The following is a 24,973-nucleotide window of genomic DNA, read 5'->3' on the forward strand; positions in this document are numbered from 1 at the left end:
CCGGGACCCCGCCGGCGCTCCGGCGCGTCGCCGCCGCCGTCCCGAGCGGTGCGCTGCGCTCGACGCTCCGCGCCCTGCCGCCCGCGCAGGACGAGCTGCGCAGCGTCCTGCCGGACGCCGACCGGCTCCTGGCCGACGTCGGCGACGCCGCCCGCGACCTGCGGCCGACGACCGCGGCACTGCAGGCCGGCGTCCCGCCGCTGGACGACGCGCTCGCCGGCACGCCGGGCATCCAGGCGTTCCGGCGCCTGGGCACCGCCGCCACCCCGGTGGTCGGCCGCGCGCGGCCCGTCGTGCAGGACGCCCGCGACCCCGCCGCGCTCCTGACGCCGATCGCCGACTCCCTCGGGCCGCTGACCTCGTACCTCGCGCCGTACCACCACGACATCGTCGAGGCCGTCACCGGCTTCGATCGCTGGGGGAACTTCGCGTTCGACGACGGGCTCGCCAAGGGCGCGCGCGCCGTCCGCTTCTCGATGGTGCTGACCTGCCACAAGAACCGCGACCCGTACCCGAAGCCGGACGAGGCCTCGAAGCAGCGGAAGGCGTGCCAGAAGTGAGCCGGGTCGACGACCGCGGGAGCCGCTGGGCCTCCCGCCCCGCCATGCCGATGGGCCTGCGCGGCGCGCTGTCGGTGCTCGTCGTCGTGCTCGTCGTGCTGATCGCGTGGAAGCGGCCGAACCCGTTCGCCGACCCGCAGACGGTCCGCGTGCAGCTCCGCGACGCGAGCGGCCTGAAGCAGGGCAGCGAGGTCCGCGTCTCCGGGACCGACGCCGGCGAGGTCACGGGCGTGGAGCGCCGGGACGGCGTCGTCGTCGCGACCCTCGAGCTGCACGACGACGTCGGGGAGGTCCGCCGCGACGCGTCCGCCGCCGTGTGGCCGCGGCTGATCTTCGAGGGCAACGCCTACGTCGAGCTGCGCACGGGCTCCGCCGACCAGCCGGCGCTCGGCGACGCCCCGATCGCCCTGGACCGGACGTCGTCGTACGTGCCGCTGGACCGCGTGCTGCGCATCGCCGACGCCCCGACCCGCGGCAGCGTCCGGCGGATCGCGAAGGGCCTCGACGGCGCGTCGGACCGCACCACCACCGGGGCGGTCAACCGCACGCTGCGGGCCGCACCCGAGCTCCTCGGCGACGTGGCGACGACGTCGCGCGCCGTCGGCGGCGACCGTCTCCGGCGCGCCGTCGCGGGGATGGCGAGGACCGGCGACGCGATCGCCGACCACGACGCCGACCTCGTGCCCGTGCTGCGGGACGCCTCGAAGACCGCCGAATCCCTGCACGCGGACGGCGGCGCGCCGCTCCGGCAGACGGTCCGGGACCTGCCCGGGACGCTCGCCGCGCTCCGGGTCGGCAGCGCCCGCGCTGATCGCACCCTCGCGTCGATCGACCGCTTCACCACCGACCTGCGTCCCGGGCTGCGGGACGTCGCGCCGACCGTCGCCGTGGCCCGCCCCGTCGTCCGCCGCGCCGGCACCGTCGCGCAGGCCGCCGTGCCGCTGACCGCGAGCCTCCGGACCGCGCTCTCGCGTGCGGCGCAGCTCTCGCCGGAGGCCCGCGCGCTGATCGGCGAGGCGCTCCCGACCGTCGACACCCTGGACGCGTCGCTCCTGCCGGCGCTGAACAAGCCGACCCCGACGCTGAAGCTGCCGTCCTACGTCGCGTTCCTCAACATGTTCGCCGGCGGCGGCGGCGCGTCGCGCGCGTTCCAGACGCCGTCGGACAACCCGATGCAGCAGGGCGACGGGCACTTCATGCGCTTCGGCATCCGCTTCCTGACCGGCATCGGGATCCCCGTCCCGCCGTGCCAGGACGTGCAGGCGCTCGGTCCGGCGCTCGCCCCGCTCCTCGAGAAGCTGGAGCTCTGCACCCCGTGAGCCGCTCCCCCCGCACCGCCGGTGGCGTGCTACCGCCTCTCGGCCGGTCGCTCCTCGTCGGCCTCGTCGTCGTCGGGATCGCGCTCGTCGGTGTCGTCCTCAAGGTGAACGAGACCGGCCCGTTCGCGCCGTCCTCCTACGCCGTCGAGGCGACGTTCCGGGACGCCGGCGGCGTCAAGGAGAGCGATCACGCGCTCGTGACGATCGCCGGGGTCGACGCCGGCCACGTCGGCTCGATCACGCACCGGGACGGCCGGGCGATCCTGCAGCTGAAGCTCGACGACGACACCCGCGGCAAGATCCGGACCGGCGCGACCGCCACGGTCCGCCCGCGCTCGCAGCTCGGCGACCTCGTCGTGGAGCTGACGCCGGGGCCCCGCAGCGGCCGGCCGCTGAAGGACGGCGACCGCCTCGGGACGAACGCGACCTCCGCCTCGGTGCCGTTCAGCCGCGTGGCGTCGACGTTCGACACCGACACCCGCACGTGGCTGCAGATGCTGATCGGTGAGCTCGACGCGGGCGTCGGCGGCGACCGCCGCGGCCGCGAGCTGCAGCGGGCGATGCGCAGCCTCGAGCCCCTCGCGGCCTCCGCCTCGTCGGTCACGGGCAAGCTCGCCGACCGGCGCACCACCCTGACGCGCCTGGTCCGGGACCTCGACGTCCTCTCCACCGCGACCGGCCGGCGAGGCACCGAGCTGCGCAAGGCGATCGTCGCGGCACGGCAGGTGCTCTCGGTGACCGGCGACGACCGCGAGGCCGTCGCGGCGAGCGTCCGCGCCCTGCCGTCGACGCTCGCCGCCACGCGCGGCGCCCTGAGCTCCGTCACCACGCTGGGCGACCACCTCGACCCGGCCCTGACCGCGCTGACGCCGCTGACCCGCGAGCTCCCCGGAACGCTGCGCACCGCGCGGGAGACGCTGCCGAAGGCCGACGAGCTCCTCGCCGAGGCCGGCACCACCGCCCGCACCTCGACGGCGCCCGCAAAGGCCCTCGCAGACACCACGCGGGCGGCGCAGACCGCGATCCCCGCCCTGCGCTCCCCGCTGCGCCGCGGCGGCTCGTTCGTCCGGTCGGTGAACGAGAACAAGGACGGCATCGGCCTCCTCGGCGAGCGCTTCAGCGGCATCTTCTCGACCGCCGACACGAACGGCACGCTGCTGCGCGGCCTCGGCTTCTTCGAGCCGTTCAACCCGAAGAACTTCGGCTTCGGCGGGTCGCCGTCCGACCGGGTGAAGGCCGCGGCGGTCGTCGTGAAGGCGACCGTCGAGGCGTGCAGGACGAACGCGTTCGCGTGCCTCCTGCCGTTCACCGTGCCCGGCCTCCAGGACGCCACGAAGGCGCTCCTGAAGAGCCGCGAGGAGACGTCCGCCGCCGCACCGTCCGCGACCGGGGGGACCGGCCGATGAACCGCCACGTGCCCAAGGGCGGCGCCGTCCTCCTGGCGATGTTCCTCGCCGTCGGCGTCCTCCTGTTCCTCTTCTTCTCCGCCCGCTTCGGCGGCCCGGCGATCGAGACGAAGACGCGCTTCCGGCTCTCCGCCGTCGTCACCGACACCCAGGGCCTCACGAAGCGCTCCGACGTGCGCCTGAACGGCGTGCTGGTCGGCCACGTCGACCAGGTGCAGCGCCGCGGCGGCCAGGCGTCCCTGACGCTCGTCCTCGACGGCGAGCCGGTGACGCTCCGCAAGGGGACCGCGCTGCGCGTCGGGACGAAGACCGCGCTCGGCGAGGCGTACGTCGACCTGACGCCCGGTCCGGCGCGCGCGGAGCAGCTCGCGTCCGGCACCACGCTGCGGGCGTCCGCGGTCCGCCCGGCGGTCGAGGTCGACGAGGCGCTCCAGGCGCTCGACGCCCCCACCCGCCGACGGCTGCAGCGGACCCTCGGCACGATCGGCGAGGCGACGAGCTCCCCGCGCGTGAAGGAGCAGATCGGCGGCGCGATCGAGGGGCTGCGCGGCAGTGTCGACGGGATCCACGACCTCGCGACGCTCCTGCAGGACCAGGGCGGCGACATCAGCCGGATCGTGACCTCCGGCGGCCGGGTCGTCGGCGAGCTCGCCGCGCGCGACGGTCGCGTGCAGGCGCTCGTACAGAACGGCCGACGCACGCTGGACGCCGTGGGCGCCCGGGACGCCGCGCTCCGCGCCACCCTGCAGGAGGCACCGCGGCTCCTGGCGAGCGCGCGGGCGACGCTGCGGTCCGGCCGACCGCTGCTCTCCGAGGCCCGGCCGGTCGTCCAGGACCTCCGCGCCGCGACCCCCGACCTGACCGCCGCCACGCGCGAGATCCCTTCCACCGCGAAGGACGTCGACGCGATCCTCGACCGCGGCCGGAAGCTGGAGCGGGCGGCGACGCCGGTCCTGGAGGCCGCCCCGGACCTCCTGGACGCCGCCGGCCCCGCCGCACGCCGGGCGTCCCCGGCGCTCGCGAACGTCGCGACCATCACCCGCTGGCTGGCCCCGCGCAAGCGCACGTTCGCGTCGTGGTTCTCGAACACCGCCGCGATCGGCACCAACGGCGACGAGAAGGGCCGCTGGGCGCGCTTCTTCATCTTCATCGACCCTGCGACCCTGCTGGGCCAGAAGGCGTCGCTCCCCGAGAACGCCTACACCCCGCCCGAGGACGCCCTCGCCCCCAAGCCGTTCAAGCAGGGCGACTTCGAGCGCCTGCAGCCGACGCCGGCGCCGCCGTCGCCGTAGGGCGGGCCGCTGCGCCGGTGCCAGCGATCCTGCGGATCGGCCGGGCCGCCTGTGCGACCCTGGCCGACGCACCGTGCCGCTGCTCCGCCGCAGGACCGTGCCCTCCGGCACGCCCCTCCCCGACCGTCCCGCGTTCACCGCCGGGATGGCGACCGACCCCGACGGTCGCCCGTTCCAGGTCCGACGGAACGTCGCGCTGGAGCGCTACGCCGGGCACCCGGACTACCCGCACCGCGTGGGCGCGACCGTGCTCGGGACCGGGATGCGCTCGAACGAGCTGCTGCGCCTGGAGGACGCGCTCGTCTCCGCGTGCTCGCCGGGGCGCGACACGGTCCTGGCGCTCGTCCTGACCGCCACGGGCTACCACGAGTTCGTCTTCTACAGCCGGGCCCCGACGGTCGCCCTGCTGCGGCTCCGCGAGATCGGCGACGCGGTCCCCGAGGCCGACCTGCAGGTCTACGCCGAGCGCGACCCGCGCTGGGCGATCTACCGCGACCTCGTGCGCTGAGCGGCGGGCGGCGAACGCCGCCCGCTCCGCCGCGCCTACGGCTGCTTGGAGAGCCAGGTCGCCGCGAACGACGTGCCCGGGCCGACCGCGATCTGGGGGTTGTCCGCCGTCTTCACGTACGTCGACAGCGCGATCGCGTTGTCGTTGGCCGCGATCTCCGCCGACGTCAGGCAGACGGTGGTGCTGACGCGGAAGATCGGCGTGCCGCCGACGGTCGCGTCCGGGGTCTCCGTCGTCTTCGCGACCGCCTGGCCGTCGACCGTCAGCTGCAGGACCACCCGGCCCGTGAACGCGATCGACGTCTGGAAGCCCGCCGTCACGAGGTAGCAGCCGGGGACCGTGGGTTTGATGTCCGCCGAGTTGGTCGCGTGGATGCCGCCGGCATCGCTCTGCTCGTCGGTCCACGCGATGCCCGTGAGGCCCATGCCGTCGAGGAGCAGCCCGCCGTTGGAGGAGATCCCGAGCCGGACCTGCGGGACCGCCGCCCGCGAGGCCGGCGTCACGGCGTCCGCCGCGAGCGTCGGGTTCGGGTAGCTGCCCGCCAGCACGCCGCCGGCGGCGCCGGTCGCCGGTCCGGCGGGGCCGACGTCGCCCTTGGCACCCGTCGGACCTGCGGGCCCCGTCGCACCCGCCGCGCCCGTCGCCCCGGTCGCGCCCTTGGCACCCGCGGCGCCCTTCTGGCCCGTCAGCGCCTTGCGCGCCTTCTTCGAGATGTCGGCCGTCTGGATGGTGCCGTTCTTGATGTTCCTGCTCGTGATCTGCGACGCGGCGTAGGCGCTGCCCCCGCCGACGGCGAGCACGAGGGCGAGCGTCGACGCGACGTTCGCGTAGCTCAGGGGGCGACGTCGTCGCGGGGGTGCCTGCCCGGTGGGCGTGGTCTCGGGGCTGCGGGGCGCTGGGTCGGTCATGCGCGCAAGCCTCCGACGTGGCGCACCGCCGCGCATCGGGGGCGACACCCCGGAGTTCGCGGGCCGGGCACGACGCCCGACCCGGACCCGGGCTCAGCGCCGGGTCTCGTACCGGGTCAGCAGCACGCCGCCCGGGAACTCCAGGGTCTCCACCAGCTCCAGGTGCACCCAGCCGTCCAGGGCGGCGAAGAAGGGCTTCCCACCGCCCAGCAGGACCGGCGAGGTCGCCAGCACGTACTCGTCGATCAGCCCGGCCCGCATGGCCGACGCCGCGAGCGTGGTGCCGCAGATGTCCATGGGCCCGCCGTCCTGCGCCTTGAGCCGGGCGATCTCGGCGACCGCGTCGTCGGCGACGAGGCGGGCGTTCCCCTCGAGCGGGCCGAGCGTCGAGGAGAACACCACCTTGCGCATGTCCATCCAGCGCCGGGCGTACTCGAGCTCCGCGGGCGTGACGCCGGGCTGCTGGTCCGCGGTCGGCCAGTGCCCGCTCATCATCTCCCAGATCCGGCGCCCGTAGAGGGCGAGGTCCGTCGCCGCCACGCGGTCGGACCACCACTGGAACAGCTCGTCGCTCGGCATGCTCCAGCCGAGGTCGTCCCCGGGCGCGGCGATGTAGCCGTCCAGGGACACGTTCATCGCAAAGGTCAGTTTCCGCACAGCGTCGGCCTTCCGGGGTTCGGTGGTTCGGCGTACAGACCATCAGGACGCAGGACACTCATCGGTCTTCCCGGACCCGACGTCGCCGACGGCGGGCCGGACGTCCGCGCAGGCCCGGCCGGGATCCCGGGGACGCGCCGTCGACGCCACGCCCCGACCGCGTGCGACGCCGGAGTCCCGACCCCGGGAGGATCCGTGGTCACCGTGCCCTCGTCCCCGTCCCATCTCGCCTTCGACGCCATCGGCACCGCGTGGCGGATCGACGCCGTGGTCCCGCTCGACGAGGTCGCCCCGGAGGTCCACGCGCTGATCGACCGCTACGACCGGACGTGGTCGCGGTTCCGGGACGACTCCCTCGTCGCCGAGATCGGCCGGCGCCGCGGACGGTGGAGGCTGCCCGCCGAGGCGGGCGCGCTCCTCGGGCTCTACCGCCGGCTGCACGACCTCACCGACGGCGCGGTGTCCCCGCTGGTGGGCGCGGCGCTCGAGCACCACGGCTACGACGCCGGGTATTCCCTGCGCCCGTCCGACGGGCCGGTCGTCGTCCCCGCCTGGGACTCCGTGATGCGCCCGGAACGCGGGCTGCTCGTCGTCGACCGACCGGTCGTCCTCGACGTCGGCGCGCTGGGAAAGGGACAGCTCGTCGACCTCGTGTCGGACCTCCTGGTCGCCCGCGGCGTCGACGAGCACGTCGTCGACGCCGGGGGCGACCTGCGGATCCGCCGGGCGGACCGCGCGGACGCCGCGCCCGAGGACCCGGGCATGCGGGTCGCCCTCGAGCACCCGGACGACCCGGCACAGGCCATCGGGGTCGTCACGCTGACCGGGGGCGCGATCGCCGCGTCGGCCGTCAACCGCAGGGCCTGGGGCGCGGACCGCCACCACGTCCTCGACGCGCGGACCGGCGAGCCGACCCGCGACGTCGTCGCCACCTGGGCGATCGCCCCGACCGCGATGGAGGCCGACGGCCTCGCCACCGCCCTCTTCTTCCTGACGCCGAGCGCGATCCAGGCGCACTTCCCGTTCCGGGGCGTCCGGCTCCTGGCCGACGGCCGGGCGCAGGCCACACCCGACCTCGTCGGTGCCCTCTTCACCTGAGGACGGCGGCAGCGATCGGTGCGCCCGCAGCGCACGTTCCGCTGCCAGCAGCTGCGGCGCGCCGACCGGCAGCGATCCGTGCGCAACCGGCGCACGTTCCGCCGCCGCCGGGTCGCCCCGGCCCGCGGCGTGGTCAGCCCCCGCGGACCCCGTCGCGTCCGATCCGTCGCACCGCGACGCCGTCGGCGCGCCACGCGCCGACGTCGAGGACGCCCCGGCCGTCGACCACCGCGTCGGCGCCCGGCAGGTCCTGCGGGGTCAGCGCGCGGTAGGCGGCGTGGTCGGCCTGGACGATCGCGCCGTCGATCGGGCCGCCCAGCCACGGCTCGAGGCCGAGGCCCCGGAGCTCGTCGTCGGAGTACAGGGGGTCCGCCACGATCGGTGACGCGCCCGCGGCCTGCAACGCGTCGCGGAGGCCGAAGACGCCGCTGAACGCGGTCTCCTTCACGTCGCCGCGGTACGCCGCGCCGAGGATCAGGACGAGCCGGCCGCGCAGCGACCCGCCGAGCAGCTCCGCGAGGAGGTCGACCGCGTAGGCCGGCATCGCCTCGTTGACGGCGCGCGCGGCGGCGGGCAGCGTCGCGCCCGGGTCGCCCTCGAGGTAGAAGCGCGGGTAGACCGGGATGCAGTGCCCGCCGACCGCCACGCCCGGGCGGTGGATGTGCGAGAACGGCTGCGAGTTCGCGGCGTCGATCACCTGGTCGACGTCGACGCCGATCCGGTCGGCGTGACGGGCGAGCTCGTTGGCGAACGCGATGTTCAGGTCGCGGTACGTGGTCTCGGCCAGCTTCGTCAGCTCGGCCGCCTCCGCGCCACCCAGCTCGCGGACCTCGACGGCGTCGGACGCCGGGCGGCGCAGCTGCGGCGCCGCGTCGTCCGCCGGCTCGACCGCCGACGCCGGCTCCTCGCCGTTCAGGAGCCGCCGGTAGCGCTCCGCGGTGCGGGCCTCGCCGAGCTGGTCGAGCCCGCCGACGAGCTTCGGGTAGGTCTCGAGGTCACGGAAGATCCGGCCGCTGTAGACGCGCTCGGGGCTGTGGGCGGCGTGGAAGTCGACGCCCTCCTCGGCGCGGCCCGTGAAGGCGAGCAGCTCGGCGACGCGGCCGCGCGTGCTGCCGACGGGGAGGGTGGTCTCGACGACGACGCTCGGCGGCAGGCCGTCGGGCCCCGCGGTCGTGCCGCGCTCCTCGCGGCCGCGGCGGAGCCCGGCGCCGACGTCGCCCAGCGCCGCGTCGACCGCGCGCCACTCGGGTCGCGCCTGCGCGTCGACGATCAGCGGCGGGACGACGAGGATCAGGTCGGCCCCGGCGGCGACCGCGGCGACGGTGTCGGTCGTGGCGGTCAGGCGGCCGTCCGCGACGGTCTCGCGCAGCGCGTCGGCCAGGCCGCCCTCGCCCGGGAACGGCTCCTGCGCGGCGTTCACCTGGCGCACGACGCGCTCGTCGATGTCGCAGCCGACGACCTCGTGGCCCTTGAGCGCGGCGAAGGCGGCGAGCGGCAGCCCGATCTTCCCCAGCGCGACGACGATCACCTTCATCGGGCCACCCCCGCCGCGTCGCCGGCGGCGTCCGAGCCGCCGGTCGATCCGTCCCGTCCACCACGGATCGGCAGGACGTGCACGGTCTCCTGCGACTGGGCCGAGCGCAGGACCGCGTCGGCCAGGTCGACGGCCGCGAGGCCCTCCTCGAGCGTCACGACCTGCGCGTCCTCCTCGCCGCGGACCAGCGCGCAGAAGCCCTCGAGCTCGACGAGCAGCGGCTCGCGGCGGGACAGCGCGTAGCGGGTGACGTCGCCCTCGGAGACGCCGCGCAGCGACCGCAGGGAGTCCCACTCGCTCGTGACCTCGCCGTTGGCGTAGAAGGTCAGGTCGGCGGTCAGGGTGTCGGCGACGAGCATGCCCTTCTCGCCGAGGACGCGGGTCTGACGGACCTTCGTCGGCGAGAGCCAGTCGACCATCGTGGTGAACGTCGTGCCGCCCTCGAGCCGGCCGACGACGTTGACGAGGTCCTCGTGCGGGCGGTTCATCCGGTGCTGCGTCTGCGCCGAGAGCGTCGTGACGCCCCCGCCGCCGAGCCAGCCGACGAGGTCGAGGTCGTGCGTGGCGAGGTCCTTGACGACGCCGACGTCCCGGATCCGCGCGGGGAACGGGCCGAGCCGCTCGGTGGCGACGTGGAAGACCTGGCCGAGCTGCCCGCCGAGCGTCCGGCGGCGGAGCTCCAGCAGCGCGGGGTTGCAGCGCTCGACGTGCCCGACGGCGCCGTGCACGCCCGCAGCGCGGATGGCGGCGATCAGCTCGCGCGCGAGCTCCGGGGTCTCGGCCAGCGGCTTCTCGACGAGGACGTGGACGCCGGCGGCGACGAGCTCCAGCGCCGCGGCGAGGTGGTCCTCGGTCGGGACTGCGACGATCGCGAGGTCCGGCTTCCCGTCCCGGAGCAGGCTGCCGATCGTCGGGAAGACGAGCGCCGGGTCGCCGACCGCGCCGTGCCGGTCGCCCTCGGGATCGACCGCGCCCGCGAAGGTCGTGACGCCCGCGGTCTGGAGCACCCGCGCGTGGTGGCGGCCCATCATCCCCAGGCCGACGACCGCGCCACGCAGGGGCCGGGTGGCGTCGGGTGGGCTGACGGCGCTCGCGCTCACCGCTCGGAGCCTAGAGGGCGACCCCGCGGAGGGCCGTGCCCGCCCGCGCAGGACGTCCGGACCGCTGCCCGGGAGTCCCGCCGCAGGTCCCGGCGGGGAGGCCGACGACGTCCGCCGCCGGCGTCCCCGCACGACCAGGTCCTCAGCGCACGTCGAACCGGTACAGCCGGTACCGGTCCATCAGGCCGATCACCGAGGTCGAGTACGCCGGGTCGGTCGCGTACCCGGCCCGGTGGACGCGGCGGATGAACTCCTTCGAGTCGTTCCTCGCCCCGAACGCCGACGCGTACCGCGGGTTCTCGACGAGGAACTCGGCGTGGTCGACGAACGAGTCCTTCGCCGTCCGGTAGAGCCGGAACGCCGCGAGCACGCGTTCGCTCTGCCCGTTCACGACCTCCGTGGTCTCGCGGAAGACGCAGCCGACGGCCTCGTCGCCCCACCGGTAGATCCCGCCGCCCTTCGCCGACGCCTTGATCCCGAAGAAGTTGTTCGCCCCGGCGGTGTGGGCGCCCGAGCCCGACTCGAGGATCCCCTGTCCGAGCGTCACCGCCGCCGGGACCCCCGTCCTGCGGTCGCTCCTCGACGCCGCCTGGTGGTACCGGTCGACGAACGCCTCCGTGCTCGCCGGCGCGGGCTCGAGCGCGAACGGGACGTCCTGGGTGCAGCGTCCCTGCTCGGCCTGGCCGGGCTTCGGGCCGCCGCCCTGACCGGGGTCCTGGTCGTCGGTCGGCGGGGTCGCGGGCCCGGCCGGCGCCCGCCGGCAGTCCTTGGCGACCCGGCCGTCGGAGCCCGTGTACGTGTAGGCGTCGGGGATGAAGCCGGTGACGGGGTAGGTCACGCGGTTCCACGTGGTCGACGTGCCGTACGTGCCGGTCACCGCCGGCCCCGTCGTCTGGCAGCTGATCCGCACCTTCGTGCCGGGCGCGAGCTTCCCGACCTCGGGCGTCGCGGGGCCCGGGCCTCGGCGGACGCTCAGGGGCAGCGACTGCGTGCCGACGCGCCCGGGCTTCGTCCTCCCTGCGCCCTGCGCGGCGGCGGGGCCGCAGACGTCGGCAACGAGCGCGTCGCTGCCGGTGAAGACGGACGCGTCGGAGAGGTACGCGACCCGCCCCCCGATGCGGACGCGGTCCCAGACGCGCGACCGGCCGAACGGCCCGTCGGCGGCCGGGCCGCTCGTCTGGCAACGGATCGCGACGCGGGTGCCGGTCGCCACCCGCGCGACGACGGCACCACCCCCGGGCCTCGCGAGCGCGTCGACGGTGGGTCCGGATGCGGCGCGCACCTCGCCGGTCACGGGGCCCGGCGCCGCGGGGGCGGCGTGGGCGGCCCCCGGCGCGGCGAGCAGCAGGCCCGCGGCGCCGAGGATGCCGAGCGCGCCGGCGGTGCGGCGGGCCCGGCCGGGGCGGGACGTCGCGGTCAGGAGCACGTCGGCGCCACCCGTCCGTCGCTGCCGGTGTAGACGTAGGTGTCGGTGACGTAGGCACCGCGGCCACCCCCGAGGTCGATCAGGTCCCAGATCCTCGACGTGCCGTACTTGCCGGTGACCTGCTGCCCGGTGGTCTGGCAGACGATCCGCACCTTCGTGCCCGTCGGGAGCCGGACGAGCGCGGCCGCGGCGGACCTCGGGCCCCGGCGACCGACCACCGGCAGCCCTTCGTCGGTCCGCACGGTCGCGACGAAGCGCTTCGCGATCGCCGGGAGCGGGACGCCCGCCGCCGGGGTCGTGGGCGTCGGGGTCGGGGTCGGCGTCGGGGCCGGCGCGGGGGTCGGCGCCGGCGTGCCGCCGCAGTTGCGGCTCTTCAGGACGAACGCCCGGCCGAACGCGGAGTAGACCGGCGCGACCTTGCCGCGGAAGACCGCCTTGACCACCGCGCTGCTGGTGGGCGCCGAGCGCTGCTCGTAGTGCAGGTGGGGCGGCACCGGCTTGGTGCCGCTCGTGTGGCCGATGTGCCCGATCAGCTGGCCGCGCTTGACCTTGGCGCCCTCCTGGACCTTCCGGTCCTGGAGGTGCGCGAACAACGTGTACGTCTTCGGCCCGTGCTTGATCTGGATGTTGTTGCCGTAGCCGCTGGAGTCGGAGAAGTAGCTGCTGATCACCGTGCCGGCGGCGGGGGCGACGACCGGGTCGCCGTTCTCGTCGTGCCCGTTCGCCCCGTTGATGTCGATGGAGTAGTCGGAGGGTGAGTGGCCGTGCCACGCCTTGAAGCTCATGGACGTGCCGCAGGGGAACGGCAGGTCGAGCGACGGGGCGGCCTGGGCCGAGCCGGCGAACGCGGCGGGGAGCGCCGCGGCCGTGACGGCCAGGGCGACGAGGGGACGACGCATGGGAGAGGACCTCGGGGGAGGGGAGTGACGGGGCTCGGCTGAGCGCCTGCGGCCATCATGCGGCCTGCGCGGGCCCCCGGTGCGGTCCCCTCAGACGCTTCTCACGACCCGTGAGGGAATCGTGAGGTCCCGGTGAAAGGGCCCGCCGGGAACCGGGCCCGTACCCTCCGTCGCATGGCCCGTCGACCGCCCCGCGCCACCATCCACCCGACGGCGGTCGCCGACCCGGAGTCGGCCGCGGGATCGGGCGCGATGATCGGGGCCGACGCCACCCTCGCCGCCGGGGCGATCCTGGCGCCGTACGCCGTCGTCGACGCGCGGTGCGCCGTCGGGGAGCGCGCGATCGTCGGCGCGCACTCGATCGTCCACCACGACGTGACGATCGGCGCGGGCGTCCAGCTCGGCTCGCACGTCGTCGTCCACCCGCAGACCGTGATCGGGCGCGGCACCGTCGTCGGCGACCACGCGGTCCTCGGCAAGCCGCCGCGGCTGCGCGTCGGGTCCGCCGCCGCGACCGGGCAGCCGCTCACCGGCCTCGTCGTCGGCGAGGACGCCACGATCGGCGCCGGCGCCGTCGTCCTCGCCTCCGCGCACATCGGCGACCGCACGATCGTCGGGGACCAGGGCTTCGTCCGCGAGCGCTCGCGGATCGGCGAGGACAGCGTCGTCGGCCGCGGCTCGACGATCGACTGCGACGTCGTCGTCGGCGACCACGTCTCGATCCAGACCGACGTCTACGTCACCGCGCGCAGCACGGTCGAGGACCACGTCTTCCTCGGCCCCGGCGTGCTGACGACGAACGACGACCGCATGGGCCGGCCCGTCCGCGACGAGGACGGGCAGCTCGTCGAGGGCGGCATCGAGCTCCGCGGCGCGATCGTGCGGCGCGGCGCGCGCGTCGGCGGCCGCGCGGTCCTCGTCCCGGGCGTCGAGGTCGGCGCCGACGCGTTCGTGGCCGCCGGCGCGGTGGTCACGAAGGACGTCGCGCCCGGCCGGCGCGTGATGGGCGTGCCGGCCCGCGACGCCGGCCCGGTGCCCCCGGAGGACCTGCTCGACTGACGGTCGGCCGACCCCGGACGCGCACCCGACGGCGCGGCCGGTCCGGCCGGCTACCGCAGCGTCACCGTCCTGACGAGCTCCCGGCGGCGGCGCTCCTTGCCGGGCGCGGTCCACGTCACGATCACGCGCAGCCGCACCGACCGGCGGTCCGCCCGGCGCAGCCCGTCGAGGTACGCCCGCCCGAACCGCGTCGGGCGCACGGTGAGCCGCAGCGTCCCGTCCCGCGCGATCGTCCGCACGCCGGAGGCGATCGTCCGCAGCCCGCGGCCCCGGCCGACGTCCCGCCTGAGCGTGACCCCGTAGCGCCCGGCGACGGCACCGCCGAGCGCGACCGTGATCGGTCGCAGGGCCCGCAGGCGGGACCCCTGCGAGCGGTCGGCGAGCCGGATCCGCACGGCCGAGCTCAGGCGCGGCAGGGGATCGACCGCCGCCGGGACCGCGGACGCCGCGGGGGCCGCCGGCCCGGTCCCGGCGGGTGCCACGGCGTCCGGGACGCGCGACGGTCCGGGCGCCGGATCGGGCGCCGTGTCCGGACCGGGATCGGGCGCGGGCGGGTCGAGGCCGCGCACGAGCCCCTCCACCCCCTCGCGGGTCGTGTCCTGCACGTAGGTGTGCTCGATCGACGTCGCACCGCCGGCCGGGATCGAGCGCTGGAACCGGAGCAGGAACGCGTAGGGCCCCAGGAACACGCCGTCGACCGGTGGCGCATCGAAGCTGACGGCGCCCTGCGCGGGCTCGTCGGCAGCACCCTCCCGCGGGGCGGGCGGATCCGGCGTGGGGACGAGCGGGGAGGAGTCGAACCGCGGTGCCGTCATCCAGATCGTCGCGCGGCCGGCCGGCGCCGGGGCGATCGGCCGGTCCACGGTGCCCGGGACGAAGGCGTCGCCGGTGTCCCAGGGGACCCGGAAGGTGGGCGGTGCGACCATCAACGCCTCGAAGGCCCGGTCGACGGGGGCGCTCGCCGAGTAGCGCACCTCGAGCCGGTGCGGCCGACCGTCGGTCGAGCGCCACACGTCCGAGAACCGGAAGACCCGGCCGTCCCGCTCCTGCCGGAACGTGCGCTCCAGCACGACCCCCGACGGCTCGTCCGCGGTGCCGGAGCCGAGCGACAGGATCCCGACCGGGGACGTCTCGACCACGGTCTGCGCCCCGGTGGCGGGGTCGACGGTGCGCTCGGCCGTCCCCACCGTACCGTCCGATGTCCGCGGGGCCACGCTCGCCGGCCGGTCGTCCACGAGCAGTCCGAAGTACCGCTCCTGGTGTCCGTCCGCGTCGGTCCGGAGGCCGATCCCCCCGGCGGCGCCGGACGGCCCGAAGACGAGGCGCGTCGTGGTGTCGTCCACGACCGCGGTTCGCAGCAGCCCGCCCGACGCGGCTTGGAGGCCGAGCCCCAGCGGTCCCGTGCGGACGCCGAACCCCAGCGTGGTGCCGTCGCCGGTCCCGCGGGACTGGACGCGCCGGTACACGCCGACCGGCGCACCGCCGGGCCCGGACGCGTCGGGAGCCCGGGAGCTCGACCCGCCGAGGACCCGCGGGCCGGCGTACGCCGCGAGGTCCAGGGTCGCCGGCCGGTACTCCGCCGCAGCGCCGGTCGGCGCGAGCTCCTCCGGCAGCGCCCGGACGCGGCACGGCTGGTCCGGGGCGTCGACCTCGGCCGTGAACGCCCCGTCCTCGACGGTCGTGATCACGGCGACGGGATCCTCCCCGGGGGCCGGCGGGGCGAACCGCATCGGTGTCAGGACCGTGGCCCCCTCGACCCGCTGCTCGCAGACGAGGACGACCTCGTCGCCGTCGACCGCGCCGGGCGCGACGCCCCGGACGACCAACGGCCCGGGGACCGGTCCGGAGAGCGTCGGCCCGCCGACGACCGGTCCGCCCCCGCCGCTGAACGGTCCCTCGAGCACGGCTCCGTCCGCCGGGGTGGTGACGTTCGTGGTCGAGATCGCCGCCCCCGCCGTCGCGGGCAGGAGCGGGAGGGCGGAGGCCGGGACGGCGAGGACCGCGACGACGGCGCGGGCGGGGCGTGATCGGGTGGGGCGTGCCGGGGACATGGCACCGTCCTTCGACGGGGGGAACGGAACGGATCCCGGCGACCGTAGGTGGTGCGTCGACGCTCGAGCAACCCCCGTTCTGGTGACCGCGAAGGGCGCGGCCGCCGATCAGGCCCGGTCGGCACCGCGGCCGCCCGGCGCGACGCCCCCACCGCCGGCCGCCCCCGCCTGCGGGCGCCGACGGCGAACGGCTCCCCGCGCGGCCCGGTCCCGCCCCGGCCTCCGGGCGGATCATGCTCCCCCGGGGGACAAGGAATCCGGACGGATGATCGAGCAGACGTGGCGCGCCGCCGCTCACGTCGTGCATGCCGCACACCACGGGTCTAGTCTGGCGCGACTCGAGCCCCGTCCCGGGGGTCAGCGAACCGGAGGAAGACCAATGCGTGGGGTTGCAACAGGGATCGCCGTCGTCTCCGCGGGGGCCGCGCTCGCCGCGCTGGCACCGTCCGCCGGGGCCGCCCCCGTGGAGACGATCTGGCCGGGCTGGCAGTCGGTCGGGCCGGCACCGGGCATCGACTCGGGCTCCACGATCGCGACGTCGGGGACCACGATCTTCGCGATGCGGAGCGCCGCGGACTCGTACAGCAACTCCGGTCAGCGCCACCCGTTCGTGGTCGACGCCGCCGGGGTCCAGCGCGTCGGGACGCTCACCTTCGGCCGTACGGGCCAGCCGGCGATCGCCGCGCCATCGCAGACCCGGCTGGTCGCCCAGAACGGCTGCGAGGTCCAGCGGTCCGACGACACCGGCGCGACCTGGGGCACGGTCGCGCTCCCGGACTGCAAGGAGCTCTCCGCCGGGACGCTCGCGTTCTCCGACGCGAACAACGGCTTCGCGGCGGCGGGCGGGCGTCTGTGGTCGACGGCCGACGGCGGCGTCACCTGGAAGCCGACGGGCACGGTGCCGCAGTCGAACAGCTACGTGACGCGCCCGCTGGTGGCCGTCAACGCGACGACGCTGCTGCAGACGCCCGACGGGACGTCGCTCCGGCGCTCCGAGGACGGCGGCGCCACCTGGAAGGTCGTCGCGCTCCCGGCGCAGGGCGGCATGCTCCAGACGGCGCTCCCGTCGGTCGGCGCGGTCGTCCGGCGCGCGAACGGCGCGATCCTCGTCGGCGTGCGGGGCGCCGTCCTGCGCTCGACGGACCTCGGGAAGACCTTCACGCGCACCGACGCCCCGACCCCGCCGGAGCTCGCGGGCGCGAAGGACCTCGACGTCCCGATGATCGCCTGCGACGCCGCGAACGCCTGCGTCGCCGACATCGACGACCCCGGCGTCAGCACCCGCCACCAGGGACTGCGGTACACCGACGCCGGGTTCGGCGCCCCCGTCGCGGGGCTGCCGCGCCAGGCGAGCGCCCCCGCGACCAACACGATCGTCGGGCTGCAGGACCTGCCGACGACCACCGCACTGGTGCGCTCGACCAACGGCGGCGGCACGTACGGCCCGGTGATCACCGGCAACACGTCGCTCGGCAGCATCGGCGGCGACGGTCTGCTGTCCGTGATCCGCGGCGACCGCGTGAGCATGTCGACGGACCGCGGCGAGGTCTTCACCGACGCACCGCTCCCCGGGCCGTCCCCGATCGTCGAGGACGTCACGGCGCCCGGCGGCACGATCGCGCTGACGGAGGACGGCAAGGTGTCGCGCCTCGTCGGCGGCGCGTGGCAGACGGTCGCCGACGCCACGCCGATCAAGCCGAAGGCGATCGCCGTCGCCGGGGACGTGCCCGTGGTCGTCGGGACCCGCGGCGTCGCGGTGATCAACAAGCCGCCCGCGGTCACCCTGACCTCCGCACCGGCGCTCGCGGGTCGCGGCTTCTCCGGCGCGACCGCCCGCGGGAAGACGATCCTCATCTGGTCCGGGACGCGGCTCGTCCGCTCCGGTGACGGCGGGAAGCGCTGGAAGGCGCAGACGCTGCCCGGGCGCATCACCGACGTGACGATCGTCGACAAGCGGTTCGCCTTCGCGCTCTCCGGGCACCGCCTCCTGACGTCGAGGAACGCGGGCGCGACGTTCAAGGGCGTCGGGTACCCGGTGCCGCTCGGCGACGGCAACGGGATCGACACCGCGGCGTTCCGCGATGCGAAGAACGGCGTGAGCACCGGGGACGCCGGCCTGCAGATCACGACCGACGGCGGCCGCAGCTTCCGGCCCGTCCCGACCCCCGGCGGCACCGAGCCCGTGTTCGCGGACTCGACCGGCGGCGTGGTCGTCCAGGACCGCCTGAGCGGCGACCTCTACCGCTTCCTCGCCGCGTCGAAGGCGGCGAGCGCGAAGATCTCGCTGAAGCTCAGCGGTCGCGCGGCGCCGAGGAAGGCGCGGACGACCGGGAAGGGCAAGAAGAAGCGGACCGTCGCCTCGACGGTCCGGGTCGTCGGGAAGATCACGGGCATCCCGCTGGACGGCACCGTCCACCTCGTCACCCAGGGCACGAAGTCGGGCGATCAGGCGCCGGCCGGGAGCGCCGAGGTCAACGCCGACGGCACCTTCACGCGGAAGGTCCGGCTGGGTGCGGGCGACCGACTGGTGCGCGCCTGGTACCAGGGCGCGGTGCTGCCGTCGGGCACGATCGGCGGCTCCGCGAGCACGGCGGTGAAGGTCCGGAAGTGAGGTCCTGAAACCCCCCGTCGCGCCGTGAAACCGGCGCGACGGGGCCGTGAAACCGGGCGCTCCTAGCTTGCGGTCCAGGCCGATTCCCCTTCCCCGGCCGCAAGGAGCACCCGATGACCAACGCAGTCCACGCCACGGGCCTCGTCAAGGCCTTCGGCGACTTCCGCGCCGTCGACGGCATCGACCTGACGGTCCCCGCCGGCCAGATCTTCGGCGTCCTCGGGCCGAACGGCGCCGGCAAGACGACGATGCTGAAGATGCTGGCCACGCTCTTGCCGATCGACGGCGGCGAGGCCCACCTCTTCGGCGTCGACGTCCGCCGCGAGCCGCACCGGATCCGCCAGCTCGTCGGCGTCACCGGCCAGTACGCCTCCGTCGACGAGAACCTCACCGCCACCGAGAACCTGCGGATGTTCGGCCGGCTGCAGGGCCTGTCGCGCGCCGACTCGCGGGCGACGGCCGCCGACCTCCTGGGCCGCTTCGGCCTGGAGGAGGCCGCCGACCGGGCGATCTCGCAGTTCTCCGGCGGCATGCGCCGACGCCTCGACCTCGCCGCCAGCCTGATCAAGCGCCCGCCGCTGATCTTCCTCGACGAGCCGACCACCGGCCTGGACCCGCGCACCCGCGGGCAGATGTGGGACACGATCCGCGACCTCGTCGCCGACGGCTGCACCGTCCTCCTGACCACCCAGTACCTCGACGAGGCCGACCAGCTGGCCGACCGGATCGCGGTCATCGACCGCGGGAGCAAGGTCGCGGAGGGCACCCCTGAGGACCTGAAGTCCTCGGTCGGCGCCTCGACGCTCCAGCTCCGGCTCGCCGACGGCACCGACCGCGTCCACGCGGCCGAGGTCGTCGAGCGGATCCTCGGCGTCGCCCCGGCGCTGACCCCCGAGTCCGGGCGCCTCTCCGCGCCCCTGGCCGACGCCGACCGCGCCGCCGACGTCCTGATCGCCCTCCGGCAGGTCGGGCTCGGCGTGCAGTCGGTCAGCGTCGACCGCCCCACGCTGGACGAGGTCTTCCTCGCCCTGACCGGCCACGACGCCGGTGACCAGAACGACCCCGCCGGTCCGGCCGGCGACGACCGTCACGACCCCCTGGAGGTGGCCGCATGAGCACCGCCCTGATCGACCGTCCCGCCCCGCGCGCGGACGCCCCGACCCACCCGACCGTCGACCCCGACGCCGCGGTCGCCTCGACCCGGCCCCGCAACACCCTGCGCGACGCCGCGTCGCACACGATGACGATGGCCTGGCGCGCCACGATGAAGATGCGCCGCAACCCGGAGCAGTTCTTCGACGTCCTGATCCAGCCGATCCTGTTCACGGTGATGTTCGCCTACGTCTTCGGCGGCGCGATCTCCGGCGACGTGCAGAGCTACCTGCCGATCATGATCCCGGGCATCCTCGCCCAGACCGTGCTGACGACCTGCATGGCCACCGGCGTGCAGCTGCGCGAGGACATGGACAAGGGCGTCTTCGACCGCTTCCGGTCGCTGCCGATCGCCCGGATCGCGCCGCTGGCCGGCCCGATGGTCGCCGACCTCCTGCGGTACACGACGGCCGCCGTGCTGACGTTCGGGATGGGCATCGTCATCGGCTACCGCCCCGACGGCGGGGTCCTCGGCGTCCTCGGCGCGATCCTGCTGGCCGTCTTCACCGGCTGGTCGCTGGCCTGGGTCTTCACCTGGATCGGCACGATCGCCCGCAGCGCGCAGGCCGTGCAGGGCATGTCGATGATGCTGCTGTTCCCGCTGACGTTCCTGTCCAACGCGTTCGTCCCGGTGAAGACCCTGCCGGGCTGGCTGCAGGACTTCGTGAACGTCAACCCGGTGTCGCACCTCGTCTCGGCCGCCCGCGACCTGGCCAACCACGGCACGGTGTCCGGCGAGGTCGGCTGGACCCTCCTCGCCGCGGTCGTCGTGATCGCGATCTTCGCCCCGCTCTCGGTCCGCAGCTACATGCGGCGGGTGTGAGCGCTCAGCCGTCCGGCGACCCCGCCAGCGCCGCCGCGGCGAGCCGCTGGAGCGGCTTCCCGGTGACGTCGCCGAGCTCCGCCCGGAGCTCGGCGATCCGGCCCGGAGCCCGCTCCTCGGCGCGCGCCGCCACCGGCTCCCACGCCATCGACGGGATCCAGCGGTTGTAGGAGAACCGCTCGGCGAGGACGAGCAGGCGGACCGCCTCGTCGACCCCGTCGTCCTCGCGCAGCAGGGTCCACGCCGCGACGGCGAACAGCCCGAGCCCGGTCACCGGGTGGTCGAGGTACGGGTTCCCGCTCGCCAGCACCCGGACGACCCGGTCCCGGGCGCTCCGGGCCAGCGCGCGCGCCTCGTCCTCGGCCTCCGGACCGGCGTGCCGGGCGAACGCGGCCAGCGCGGCGGACTCCGCGTAGAGCAGCCACGGCTCCATCCCGGTCCGGGGCATCCCGGGGAACGACACGTCCGCCATCGCCGCGACCGCCGCCCGGTAGCCCTGGATGCCGGCGTCCTTCTCGCCGCGGGCCAGGAGCAGCTCCGCGTGCCCCATCTCCCGGGCCGCGCGGCCACCGAAGACCGTCTCGATCGGCCCCATCCGGTCGATCGCGGCGAGCTCGGCCTCCGCCTCGTCCAGCCGGCCCGCACCGACCAGCCCGAGCGCGAGCAGCGCCCGCAGCTGGCTCAGGTCGTCGCGGGCACCGAGGCGCTCGAGCACCGGGACCGCGGCCCGCGCGTGCACCGCCGCGCCCTCGTGGTCGCCGAGCGAGCCGATCAGCTGCGCCAGCTGGGTCCGCAGGGTCGCCGCCGCCCAGGGACCGTCCTCGTCGGGGCGGGTCAGCGCCAGCGCGCCCTCCGCCGCCGCGATCGCCCCGGTGACGTCGCCGTCGTTCTCCCGTGCGTGGGAGCTCCACTGCCGCGCGATCCGCGCGAGGTGCCGGTCCGGGTCGTCGGCCAGCGCCCCCAGGGCCGCGGGGAGCGCGCGGGGCAGCTCGGGGTCGTAGACGAGGGCCGCGCGGGCCGACGCCGCGACCTGCGCGTCGCCGCCCGGGGCGTCCGCGACGCGCTCGAGCAGCGCGCGCAGCTCGGGCGTCCGCTCGTCGGCGGCGATCATCGCGTTGGTCACGATGATCGACGCCGCGGCGCGCGCGGCGTCGACGAGCTCCGGGGGCGGCGTCCACCCCGCGACGAGCGCGCTGAGCGGCGGCGCCAGGACGATCACGCGGCCGTGGTCGCCGCGGATGGACCACAGCCCGGCGAGCGCCGCCACGAGGACGACGGCGGCCTCGACGTCGCCGTCGTCGAGCGCCCCGCGCAGCGCGTCGGTGAGGTTCCCGTCCTCGGCCGCCATCGCGTCGATCGCGTCGAACTGCCCGGGGCCGAAGAGCCGCGGCCCGTGGGTCGCGGCGTGGCCGACGGCCCACGCGCGATGGGCAGCGCGGGCGGCCCCGTCCTCCCCGGCCTCCCGCAGCCGGAGGCGTCCGAACTCGCGGACCGTCTCGAGCATGCGGTGCCGCACGCCGGCGTCGGTCTCCTCGACCGCGAGCAGCGACTGCGCGGCGAGGTCCTGCACCACGGGCAGGGCGTCGGCGCCCAGGACCTCGTCGGCGGCGTCGAGCGAGAACCCGTCGTGGAAGACCGAGAGCCGGCGGAGCGCCGCGCGGCCCGGCTCGTCGAGCAGGTCCCACGACCAGTCGATCACGGCCTCGAGCGTCCGGTGCCGGTCCGGGGCGGTGCGGTCGCCGCCGCGCAGCAGCGCGAAGCGGTCGGCGAGCCGGCGGCCGACGTCCTCCACCGACATCGCCCGGACCCGCGCGGCCGCCAGCTCGATCGCCAGCGGCAGGCCGTCGAGCCGGTCGACCACGGCGCCGACCGCGTCGTCCGGCAGCCGCACGCCGGGGCGCGCGGCCGTCGCGCGCTCGCGGAACAGCCGCCGTGCGTCGTCCGGGCCGAGCGCGCCGAGCAGATGGACGCGCTCGGCCGCGATCGCGAGGGGCGCCCGCGTCGTCGTCAGCACGCGCAGGTCGGCCGTCGCGGAGACGAGGAACGCGACGAGCGCCGCGACCGCGTCGATCACGTGCTCGCAGTTGTCGAGGACGAGCAGCGACGGCGCGCGGTCCAGGTGCTCCGCGATCCGCGCACGGACGTCGGCGCGCTGCTCGGGCGTCAGCGCGCGCCGCCCGGCCACGGAGTCCCGGACGCCGAGCGCCGACCCGACCTCGCCGACGACGTCGTCGGACGACGTGACGCCGACGAGCTCGACGACGTGGACGACCGCCTGTGGTGCGTCGCGGGCGAGCACGTGCACCAGACGCGTCTTCCCGAGCCCGCCGGGCCCGACGATCGACACCAGGCGCGACGTCGAGAGCAGCGCGCGCAGCCGCCGGACGTCGTCGTCGCGTCCGAGGAGGGTCGTCGCGTCGTGCCGGAGTCCGGCGCGCACCGGGCGGTCGAGCGCCAGCAGGTCCCGGTGGACCCGCCGGAGCGCGTCGCCGGGGTTCGCCCCCAGGCGGTCGCGGAGTCCGCAGCGGTGCGCCTCGTAGCGCTCCAGCGCCGCTCCCGGTCCGCGCACGACCGACTCGCTGCGCAGGAGGTCCGCGAGCAGGCCCTCGTCGTCGGGCGCGGCGGCGTGCGCGGCCTCGAGCCCGGGCAGGGCGCCGGCGTGGTCGCCCGTCCGGCCCGACGCGCGGGCCAGGACGACGCGGGAGCGGGCGACGTCGGCGGCCGCGGCGCGGACGAGCTCCGCGAGCGGCCCGGCGTCCGCGTGGTCGTCGTCCCGCGGCTCCGCGACGTCGCCGCCGAGCACCACGGCCTGCCGTGCGAGGTCGGCCGCGACGGCGGGGTCGTCGTCGAGGGCACGGGCGGCGTCGGCGGCCAGGCGCCGCAGCCGGAGGACGTCGACGGCGCCGGGGTCGATGGCCAGGCGGTAGCCCGCGTCGTCGTGGGCGACGGCACCGGACCCGCAGGCGGACCGCGTGCGCGAGACGACGACCTGCAGCGCCTTGGCGGCGTTGGCGGGCGGGTCCTCGCCCCAGATCAGCGCCGTGAGGCGGTCCGGGCGGACGCTGCGGCCGTCGGCGGCGGCCAGCGCGGCGAGCAGCGACCGCGAACGGTCGCCGGCGACGGGGACGCCGTCCCAGCGGACGCCGTCGAGGAGGGTGAGCTCCGGGGGCACCCCGTCAGTCTGACCGACGGGCCGGAGCGTCCCGCGAACCCGGCGTCGCGCCGCTCGCCCCGTACGTCAGCTCAGGTTCGCGAGCTTGCCGGCGGCGGACTCGCGACCCGCGCGGGTCCAGATGTTCTCGTCGTTGCCGGGGCCGACGCCGATCATGCCGATCGGCACGCCGATGCCCTCCTCGACGTACGCGACGTAGTCCTGGGCGGCCTTCGGGAGGTCCGACAGCTCGCGGCAGCCGGAGATGTCCTCCTCCCAGCCGGGGAGCTCGTCGTACTCCGGCGTGGCGTGGTGCAGGACCGTCTGGTGGTACGGGTAGCGCTCGAGGATCGCGTCGTCCTGCGTGCGGTATTTCGTGGCGACCTTGATGGTCTCCTGGCCGGAGAGCACGTCGAGCTTCGTCAGGCAGACCTGGTCGAGCGTGCAGAGGCGCGCCGCGTACTTCAGCGAGATCAGGTCGAGCCAGCCGATGCGGCGGTCGCGCCCGGTGGTCGTGCCCTGCTCGCCGCCCTTCTTCCGCAGGTCGGTGGCGATCTGGCCGTCGAGCTCGGTCGGGAACGGCCCGGAGCCCACGCGCGTGGAGTACGCCTTGACGACGCCCCAGATCTCGTCGAGGTCCTTCGGGCCGGCGCCCGAGCCGACCGCGGCGGAGCCCGAGACCGGGTTCGACGAGGTGACGAACGGATACGTGCCGTGGTCGATGTCCAGCAGCGCGGCCTGCGCGCCCTCGAACAGGACGTGGCCGCCCCCGTCCAGGGCGTCCCACACCAGGGCGGTGGTGTCGGCGATGTGCCGCTCGAGCTTGTGGCCGAACGCGAGGTACGTCTCGGTCATCTGCTGCAGGTCGAGCGACGGGTCGCGCTCCCACGGCCGCAGCGACCGCATCTTCGGCTCCATCGCCGCGACGATCTTCTTCTTCAGGATCTTCTCGTCGAGGAGGTCCTGGATGCGGATGCCGAGGCGCAGCACCTTGTCGCCGTAGCACGGGCCGATGCCGCGCTTCGTGGTGCCGATCTGGTTCTTCCCGAGGCGCGCCTCGCCGGCCACGTCGAGGAACTTGTGGTACGGCATGATCACGTGCGCGTTGGGGCTGATCCGCAGCCCGCTGGAGTCGACGCCCTGGGTCGCGAGCTGCGCGAGCTCGCCCAGCAGGACCTCCGGGTCGACGACGACGCCGTTGCCGATCACGCAGGTCGTGCCGGGATAGAGGATCCCCGACGGCACCAGGTGGAACGCGTACTTCACGTCCCCGTGCACGATGGTGTGCCCGGCGTTGTTGCCGCCCTGGAAGCGGACGACGACGTCGGAGCGCTCAGCCAGGAGGTCGACGAGCTTGCCCTTGCCCTCGTCGCCCCATTGCGCGCCCACGATCACGATGCCTGGCATTTCGATCGGGAG

The 24,973-nt window shown here is 75.7% G+C and carries 18 protein-coding genes and 1 pseudogene; 10 read left to right on the top strand and 9 right to left on the bottom strand.

The genetic code is table 11. From position 1 onward, the window contains the following. The 5 genes and pseudogenes from PATMI_RS37170 to PATMI_RS0102690 all read left to right on the top strand — a co-directional run. Positions 1–560: pseudogene (locus PATMI_RS37170) on the top strand (hypothetical protein); the annotation flags it as partial. Beyond that, the gene (locus PATMI_RS26865) at positions 548–1,879 is read left to right on the top strand and encodes an MlaD family protein (protein WP_157260584.1); all 1,332 of its coding nucleotides are present in this window, start codon (positions 548–550) and stop codon (positions 1,877–1,879) included. The pseudogene PATMI_RS37170 and the gene PATMI_RS26865, both read left to right, overlap by 13 nt. After that, the gene (locus tag PATMI_RS0102680; protein ID WP_169738318.1) at positions 1,876–3,285 is read left to right on the top strand and encodes an MlaD family protein; all 1,410 of its coding nucleotides are present in this window, start codon (positions 1,876–1,878) and stop codon (positions 3,283–3,285) included. Before PATMI_RS26865 ends, PATMI_RS0102680 begins: the two co-directional genes overlap by 4 nt. Further along, positions 3,282–4,577, top strand: coding sequence for an MlaD family protein (locus PATMI_RS0102685; RefSeq protein ID WP_026909753.1), 1,296 nt, complete (start codon positions 3,282–3,284; stop codon positions 4,575–4,577). Before PATMI_RS0102680 ends, PATMI_RS0102685 begins: the two co-directional genes overlap by 4 nt. Before the next feature lie 73 nt (positions 4,578–4,650). After that, the gene (locus PATMI_RS0102690) at positions 4,651–5,085 is read left to right on the top strand and encodes a DUF695 domain-containing protein (RefSeq protein WP_026909754.1); all 435 of its coding nucleotides are present in this window, start codon (positions 4,651–4,653) and stop codon (positions 5,083–5,085) included. Positions 5,086–5,120: 35 nt separating this feature from the next. Here the strand turns inward: PATMI_RS0102690 and PATMI_RS36375 are convergent, their stop codons facing one another. Both PATMI_RS36375 and PATMI_RS0102705 read right to left on the bottom strand, forming a co-directional pair. Next, positions 5,121–5,993 (bottom strand): hypothetical protein, encoded by an 873-nt coding sequence (locus PATMI_RS36375; protein WP_036725128.1) that lies wholly within the window; start codon positions 5,991–5,993, stop codon positions 5,121–5,123. 93 nt (positions 5,994–6,086) lie between these two features. Beyond that, the gene (locus PATMI_RS0102705) at positions 6,087–6,650 is read right to left on the bottom strand and encodes a dihydrofolate reductase family protein (RefSeq protein WP_026909756.1); all 564 of its coding nucleotides are present in this window, start codon (positions 6,648–6,650) and stop codon (positions 6,087–6,089) included. Positions 6,651–6,854: 204 nt separating this feature from the next. Here PATMI_RS0102705 and PATMI_RS0102710 point away from each other — a divergent pair, with 204 nt between their 5' ends. Further along, positions 6,855–7,748, top strand: coding sequence for an FAD:protein FMN transferase (locus PATMI_RS0102710; protein WP_026909757.1), 894 nt, complete (start codon positions 6,855–6,857; stop codon positions 7,746–7,748). 133 nt (positions 7,749–7,881) lie between these two features. Here PATMI_RS0102710 and PATMI_RS0102715 read toward each other — a convergent pair whose 3' ends face one another. The 4 genes from PATMI_RS0102715 to PATMI_RS33760 form a co-directional block, all read right to left on the bottom strand. After that, a complete protein-coding gene (locus PATMI_RS0102715) occupies positions 7,882–9,282 on the bottom strand; it encodes a nucleotide sugar dehydrogenase (protein ID WP_026909758.1) in 1,401 nt (466 codons plus the stop codon). After that, entirely contained in the window at positions 9,279–10,382 is a 1,104-nt protein-coding gene (locus PATMI_RS26875) for a Gfo/Idh/MocA family protein (RefSeq protein WP_245604069.1), read from the bottom strand. The genes PATMI_RS0102715 and PATMI_RS26875 overlap by 4 nt, the downstream gene beginning before the upstream one ends. A gap of 142 nt (positions 10,383–10,524) precedes the next feature. Continuing rightward, positions 10,525–11,808, bottom strand: a complete 1,284-nt coding sequence (locus tag PATMI_RS33755; RefSeq protein ID WP_051470970.1) for a glucosaminidase domain-containing protein — start codon at positions 11,806–11,808, stop codon at positions 10,525–10,527. Beyond that, on the bottom strand, positions 11,799–12,707 hold the full coding sequence (locus PATMI_RS33760; protein WP_051470971.1) for a M23 family metallopeptidase: 909 nt from the start codon (positions 12,705–12,707) through the stop codon (positions 11,799–11,801). The genes PATMI_RS33755 and PATMI_RS33760 overlap by 10 nt, the downstream gene beginning before the upstream one ends. 174 nt (positions 12,708–12,881) lie before the next feature. On the opposite strand from PATMI_RS33760, the gene PATMI_RS0102735 reads away from it, so the two are divergent. Beyond that, positions 12,882–13,766 (top strand): N-acetyltransferase, encoded by an 885-nt coding sequence (locus PATMI_RS0102735; protein ID WP_026909759.1) that lies wholly within the window; start codon positions 12,882–12,884, stop codon positions 13,764–13,766. 50 nt (positions 13,767–13,816) lie between these two features. Here the strand turns inward: PATMI_RS0102735 and PATMI_RS0102740 are convergent, their stop codons facing one another. Then, positions 13,817–15,817 (bottom strand): hypothetical protein, encoded by a 2,001-nt coding sequence (locus PATMI_RS0102740; protein WP_026909760.1) that lies wholly within the window; start codon positions 15,815–15,817, stop codon positions 13,817–13,819. A gap of 379 nt (positions 15,818–16,196) precedes the next feature. Between PATMI_RS0102740 and PATMI_RS0102745 the strand changes: the two genes are divergently transcribed. From PATMI_RS0102745 to PATMI_RS0102755, 3 genes are all read left to right on the top strand, one after another. Then, entirely contained in the window at positions 16,197–18,428 is a 2,232-nt protein-coding gene (locus PATMI_RS0102745; RefSeq protein WP_036725135.1) for a WD40/YVTN/BNR-like repeat-containing protein, read from the top strand. A gap of 113 nt (positions 18,429–18,541) precedes the next feature. After that, positions 18,542–19,543 carry a daunorubicin resistance protein DrrA family ABC transporter ATP-binding protein gene (locus tag PATMI_RS0102750; protein ID WP_026909762.1) on the top strand — a complete coding sequence of 334 codons (1,002 nt, stop codon included), beginning with the start codon at positions 18,542–18,544 and terminating at the stop codon, positions 19,541–19,543. Further along, complete coding sequence (locus PATMI_RS0102755; protein WP_026909763.1) at positions 19,540–20,403, top strand: ABC transporter permease; 864 nt, start codon at positions 19,540–19,542, stop codon at positions 20,401–20,403. Before PATMI_RS0102750 ends, PATMI_RS0102755 begins: the two co-directional genes overlap by 4 nt. Before the next feature lie 4 nt (positions 20,404–20,407). Here PATMI_RS0102755 and PATMI_RS0102760 read toward each other — a convergent pair whose 3' ends face one another. Next, entirely contained in the window at positions 20,408–23,575 is a 3,168-nt protein-coding gene (locus PATMI_RS0102760; RefSeq protein ID WP_026909764.1) for an ATP-binding protein, read from the bottom strand. Positions 23,576–23,641: 66 nt separating this feature from the next. Beyond that, positions 23,642–24,961 (bottom strand): adenylosuccinate synthase, encoded by a 1,320-nt coding sequence (locus PATMI_RS26890; RefSeq protein WP_036725137.1) that lies wholly within the window; start codon positions 24,959–24,961, stop codon positions 23,642–23,644. Positions 24,962–24,973 lie beyond the last annotated feature (12 nt).

The organism is Patulibacter minatonensis DSM 18081 (assembly GCF_000519325.1).
Taxonomy (GTDB): Bacteria; Actinomycetota; Thermoleophilia; order Solirubrobacterales; family Solirubrobacteraceae; genus Patulibacter; species Patulibacter minatonensis.

What these genes read in the sequence shown, in the direction of transcription:
- PATMI_RS26890 (WP_036725137.1), bottom strand. Translation starts at nt 24,961, where the DNA reads ATGCCAGGCATCGTGATCGTGGGCGCGCAATGGGGCGACGAGGGCAAG.
- PATMI_RS36375 (WP_036725128.1), bottom strand. Translation starts at nt 5,993, where the DNA reads ATGACCGACCCAGCGCCCCGCAGCCCCGAGACCACGCCCACCGGGCAG.
- PATMI_RS0102755 (WP_026909763.1), top strand. Translation starts at nt 19,540, where the DNA reads ATGAGCACCGCCCTGATCGACCGTCCCGCCCCGCGCGCGGACGCCCCG.
- PATMI_RS0102735 (WP_026909759.1), top strand. Translation starts at nt 12,882, where the DNA reads ATGGCCCGTCGACCGCCCCGCGCCACCATCCACCCGACGGCGGTCGCC.
- PATMI_RS0102715 (WP_026909758.1), bottom strand. Translation starts at nt 9,282, where the DNA reads ATGAAGGTGATCGTCGTCGCGCTGGGGAAGATCGGGCTGCCGCTCGCC.
- PATMI_RS33760 (WP_051470971.1), bottom strand. Translation starts at nt 12,707, where the DNA reads ATGCGTCGTCCCCTCGTCGCCCTGGCCGTCACGGCCGCGGCGCTCCCC.
- PATMI_RS0102685 (WP_026909753.1), top strand. Translation starts at nt 3,282, where the DNA reads ATGAACCGCCACGTGCCCAAGGGCGGCGCCGTCCTCCTGGCGATGTTC.
- PATMI_RS0102750 (WP_026909762.1), top strand. Translation starts at nt 18,542, where the DNA reads ATGACCAACGCAGTCCACGCCACGGGCCTCGTCAAGGCCTTCGGCGAC.
- PATMI_RS0102745 (WP_036725135.1), top strand. Translation starts at nt 16,197, where the DNA reads ATGCGTGGGGTTGCAACAGGGATCGCCGTCGTCTCCGCGGGGGCCGCG.
- PATMI_RS0102740 (WP_026909760.1), bottom strand. Translation starts at nt 15,817, where the DNA reads ATGTCCCCGGCACGCCCCACCCGATCACGCCCCGCCCGCGCCGTCGTC.